A 4,968-nucleotide genomic window follows, 5' to 3' on the forward strand; every position below is an offset into this window, starting at 1 on the left:
AGGCGTTTAGGGTCAGGGGCGCGCGGCAGCCGCTAAAGGCTGGCACCGGGGGGCGGGGCATCGGCCTCAGCGTCGATGCCGGCGCCGGCCAGGAAGACCACAACATTGACTGCAAGATTGATGGCTTCGGTGCGATGCAGCTCAAGCCTGCTGTGGTGAAGAAGGTTTAGAGCGTCCACCCTGGGTCACCCTTTCGAGTTTTTCGAATTCCTCTAAAATAGTCTCATGAATGCACTACGGAATCGCCCGCACACGACCCTTCCGCCACAAGACCTAGAGGCCGTGCTCGATGTGAGCAGGTTTCTTAAACAGCTGGAGGGGCCTGCTGCGTTGGTACGACCCGACGGACTAATGGTGGCTCTGCCCGAACAAGTATTAAGCGTGTTGTCAGACGTTGTTCGTGTGATGCGACAAGGAAAGGCTATTACTGTTGCGCCGGTGGACCAGTTGCTCACAACCCAGGAAGCAGCAGACTTGCTGAGTATTAGTAGGCCAACTTTGGTGAAAAAGCTCGAGGATGGGTCGATTCCGTTTGAGTGCACCACAGGGGGCAAGCATAGGCGGGTTCGGCTTGTTGACCTACTGCAGTACCGGGATGGACAGCGGACTGAACGTCGTAAAGCGCTGCGAGAGCTGGCGACTGAAGCCCAAGCAGCTGGTGCCTATGACGTAGATGCTGCAGACGCAGCTGACATTGCGCAGATCCTTAAAGACGCCCGCAAGGAAGTGGCAGAGATGGCGCGGCGTGGCTAAAATCTCGGCGTTTTTGAAGTGCCGAAGTAACCGCACAAATCGTCACAAGCGGTCTTCTCGGTCCAGTAACGAAACAACGTCGGCACCAGAAGGTAGAAAGTCTGTGCTGCTTGGCTGTGAGTAAGGCTCTGGATTGTGGCTTAAGATTCCGGCAGCCACCGCTTGCACTTTGCGGCCGGAACGCTGATTGACTTCGCGCAACGAAGTGCTGGTCGTCGCTTCAACTGCCTTGACTGAACGTCCGGTAGACCGGTGCTCTGCGTCCTTGTTCATTGACTGGTGAACCTTGGATAGTGAGATGTAGAACAATGGCGATTTTAGTGGCGATGCCTAGGGAGAACAAGGGGGCGTCGACAGTGGCGCCGCCGCGCTGCGGAAAAGGACGCGGTCTAGCTGGGTCTAACTGGGGAGATGTCCGTGCGGTGACTACACTGTCTAACCATGACTAACCCGAGCGATAACACCACCCACCGCTACACGCCGGAGCTCGCCGCGCAAATTGAAAGTGCCTGGCAGCAGTACTGGAAGGATAACGGTACGTTCAACGCGCCGAACCCAGTTGGGCCGCTCGCGGAGGAGGGTAAGGAACTTCCCGCGGAGAAGATGAACATCCAGGACATGTTCCCCTACCCGTCCGGCGCGGGCCTTCACGTGGGCCACCCGCTGGGCTATATCGCTACGGATACTTACGCGCGTTATCAACGCATGCTGGGCAAGAACGTCCTGCACACGCTGGGCTATGACGCCTTTGGTCTGCCGGCAGAACAGTACGCCATCCAGACGGGTACGCACCCGCGCACCACGACGGAGGCGAATATCAAGAATATGCGCCGCCAGCTGGGCCTTCTGGGCCTGGGCCATGATCCGCGCCGCTCGGTGGCCTCGACTGACCCGGAGTTTTATAAGTGGACGCAGTGGATCTTCCTGCAGATTTATAACTCCTGGTTTGATGAGGAGCAGCAGAAGGCGCGCCCGATCTCTGAGCTCATCAAGGAACTCGAGGTGGGCAAGCGCACCACCAAGGACGGCCGCTACTACGCGGACCTGACCAAGGAAGAGCAGCGCAAAGCACTCGACGAGTTCCGTCTGGTCTACCTGTCCAACTCCACCGTGAACTGGTGCCCGGGCCTGGGCACCGTGCTGGCTAATGAGGAGGTCACCGCGGAGGGCAAGTCCGAGCGCGGTAACTTCCCGGTCTTCCGCAAGAACCTACGCCAGTGGATGATGCGCATTACCGCCTACTCCGACCGTCTGCTCGAGGACCTGGAGCTTCTGGATTGGCCCGAAAAGGTCAAGTCCATGCAGCGCAACTGGATTGGACGCTCCCGCGGTGCGGAGGTCAGCTTCCACGCCGAGGGCTATAACATCGAAGTTTTCACCACCCGCCCGGACACCCTCTTCGGTGCGGAGTACGTGGTGTTGGCCCCGGAGCACGAGCTTGTCGACGCCCTCCTCTCCCCCATCCCCTACGAGGATGACGTCGACGAGAGCTGGACCTTTGGCCACGATGATCCGAAGGAGGCCGTAGAAGCCTACCGCGCTTCCATCGCCGCGAAGTCCGACCTGGAACGCCAGGAGAACAAGGAAAAGACGGGTGTCTTCCTGGGCACTTATGCCACCAACCCGGTCAACGGCAAGCAGGTCCCGATCTTCATCGCGGACTACGTCCTGACCGGCTACGGCACCGGTGCCATCATGGCGGTCCCGGCGCACGATACCCGTGACTACGAGTTCGCCACCGTCTTTGGCCTGCCGATTACTGAGGTGGTTGCTGGCGGCGACATCACCAAGGAGGCCTACACGGAGTCCGGCAAGGCCGTGAACTCCGCCAACGATTCCCTGGATATCAACGGCATGTCCAAGGATGAGGCCATCGCTGCCATCATCCCGTGGTTGGAGGAACAGGCCGTGGGCCGCGAGAAGATCCAGTACAAGCTGCGTGACTGGCTGTTTGCCCGCCAGCGCTACTGGGGCGAGCCCTTCCCCATCGTCTACGACGAGGCCGGCCAGGCCTACCCGCTGCCAGAGTCGATGCTGCCCATCGAGCTGCCGGAGGTAGAAGACTACAAGCCGGTGTCCTTCGACCCGGATGACGCCGATTCCTCCCCGCAGCCGCCGCTGGCCAAGGCTCGCGAGTGGGTTGAGGTGGAGCTGGACCTGGGTCTTGGGGATGGCCCCAAGACCTACTACCGCGATACCAACGTCATGCCGCAGTGGGCAGGTTCGTCCTGGTACCAGCTGCGCTACATCGATCCGACGAACGATGAGATCTTCTGCGATCTGGAGAACGAGCGCTACTGGACGGGCCCGCGCCCAGAAGAGCACGGCGCCAACGACCCGGGTGGCGTTGACCTCTACGTCGGTGGCGTTGAGCACGCCGTGCTGCACCTGCTCTACTCGCGCTTCTGGCACAAGGTGCTCTTCGACCTCGGCTTTGTGAGCTCCAAGGAGCCCTACCGCCGCCTGTACAACCAGGGCTACATCCAGGCCTATGCCTACACCGATTCCCGCGGCGTCTACGTCCCCGCCGCCGAGGTAGTAGAACGCGATGGCGCGTTCTACTACGGGGATGAAAAGGTCAACCAGGAGTACGGCAAGATGGGCAAGTCCCTGAAGAACGCCGTGGCCCCGGATGAGATCTGCAACGAGTACGGTGCCGATACCCTGCGCGTTTATGAGATGTCGATGGGCCCGCTGGACACTTCCCGCCCATGGGCAACTAAGGACGTCGTCGGTGCGCAGCGCTTCCTGCAGCGCTTGTGGCGCCTGGCCATCGACGAGAACTCCGGCGAACTGTCCACGACGGACGCGGAGCTCTCCGAGGACGACCTGAAGCACCTACACCGCACTATCGCCGGCGTGCGTGACGACTACGAAAACCTGCGCCTCAACACCGTGGTGGCCAAGCTCATCGAGTACGTGAACTACCTGACGAAGGCCTACCCGAAGGGCGCCCCGCGCGCCGCGGTGGAGCCCTTGGCCCAGCTGGTCTCCCCTGTCGCCCCGCACATTGCGGAGGAGCTGTGGAAGCGCTTCGGCCACGATGAGACTATCACCTACGAGTCCTTCCCGGAGTTCGATGAGAAGTACCTCGTTGACGATGAGATTGAGGTTCCGGTGCAGATCAACGGCAAGGTCAAGGCACGCGTGATGGTGCCTGCCGACGCCGACCAAGCCACGGTCGTGGGTATTGCCAAGGAAGATGAGCGCATCGCGGAGCTGACCGCCGGCAAGAACGTGGTCAAGGAGATTTACGTCCCGGGCCGCATGGTCAACCTCGTTGTGAAGTAACTCGCCCCAAGAAAGCGCCGTTCCTGCGGTTACTCCGGCACCGCCTCTGAGGTGCCTCAGGAACGGCCTTAGGGGCACCTCATCCACGCTGTGTTCAATGCGCGCTCTAGGCGCTCCTTGATGTCATGGATGGTGGCCATGTTGCCGTCAAAGGCGTCGAAGGGGGAACTATAGTTGTCGTAAGGTGCTCTCAAAGAGCTCCGCGACAGTGACGATTCCGTTGTGGACTAACCCGCCGATGATCTGGTTCATGAAGGCCAGCTGCACCGAGTTCAGGCGTGCGCCGTCCATCATGTCCGCAAACGCGGAACGCGCCGCGGATTCGTCCAACCCGATGATGGTGCGGACTAAGCGGGGAAGGCCCACGCCGAGCTGTTCCTCCAGGGCGGGGGAGACCGCGACTAAATTCCCCAGCTCATCGGCTAAATCCATGACCGCGGCCTTGCGCGTGTCACGGTCCATGCCATTAGTAAAAGCTATCTTCTATTAAGTAGCCATATGTAATTTTCGGGGCGGCGCGACTTTTAGGGTTTAAGGCGCAAATGACGGTACGTCCAATTCTGCAGGTGGAATTCATACTCATTCCTTCTTTCAAAATTGCTTGTTGTATGCGGTTGGCGCTCCTTCTTTGAGTCCAAAACATGGACGTGCGCATTCCCTCGAGCGTGAATTTTCAAAAAACCCTTGCCTGGTTCACCTCTCTTCGATATCCATTTCCCAGGAAGTTGTTTTTCTGAGGCTTGAGTGTCGAGAAAAACAACTCTTAAACAACTTTGCCAACAACTGTTCAGAAGACTGAAATGGTAGCGGTGTGGTGAGTATCTGGTAGCGCCTGAGTGAGTATCCGGTAGCGGTGTCTCACTCAGGCGTTGTTGGTGGTTATGCGTTGGTGGTGAGGCGCATGTTTGGTCCTTCGAGTGTGAT

The 4,968-nt window shown here is 59.3% G+C and carries 4 protein-coding genes; 3 read left to right on the forward strand and 1 reads right to left on the reverse strand.

Annotation, left to right across the window (positions count from 1 at the left end; translation table 11 throughout):
- The 3 genes from RDN59_RS11415 to leuS form a co-directional block, all read left to right on the forward strand.
- Positions 1-170 (forward strand): PhnA domain-containing protein (locus tag RDN59_RS11415; RefSeq protein ID WP_308607945.1); only part of this gene is annotated, 170 nt, incomplete at its 5' end.
- 235 nt (positions 171-405) lie between these two features.
- On the forward strand, positions 406-753 hold the full coding sequence (locus RDN59_RS11420; protein WP_308607946.1) for an excisionase family DNA-binding protein: 348 nt from the start codon (positions 406-408) through the stop codon (positions 751-753).
- Between the two features lie 441 nt (positions 754-1,194).
- Positions 1,195-4,044, forward strand: coding sequence for a leucine--tRNA ligase (leuS, locus tag RDN59_RS11425; RefSeq protein ID WP_308607944.1), 2,850 nt, complete (start codon positions 1,195-1,197; stop codon positions 4,042-4,044).
- A 168-nt stretch (positions 4,045-4,212) separates the two neighbouring features.
- Here the strand turns inward: leuS and RDN59_RS11430 are convergent, their stop codons facing one another.
- Entirely contained in the window at positions 4,213-4,506 is a 294-nt protein-coding gene (locus RDN59_RS11430) for a type I restriction-modification enzyme R subunit C-terminal domain-containing protein (protein ID WP_246818760.1), read from the reverse strand.
- Positions 4,507-4,968: the final 462 nt, after the last annotated feature.

The organism is uncultured Corynebacterium sp., from assembly GCF_902489365.1.
GTDB lineage: Bacteria > Actinomycetota > Actinomycetes > Mycobacteriales > Mycobacteriaceae > Corynebacterium.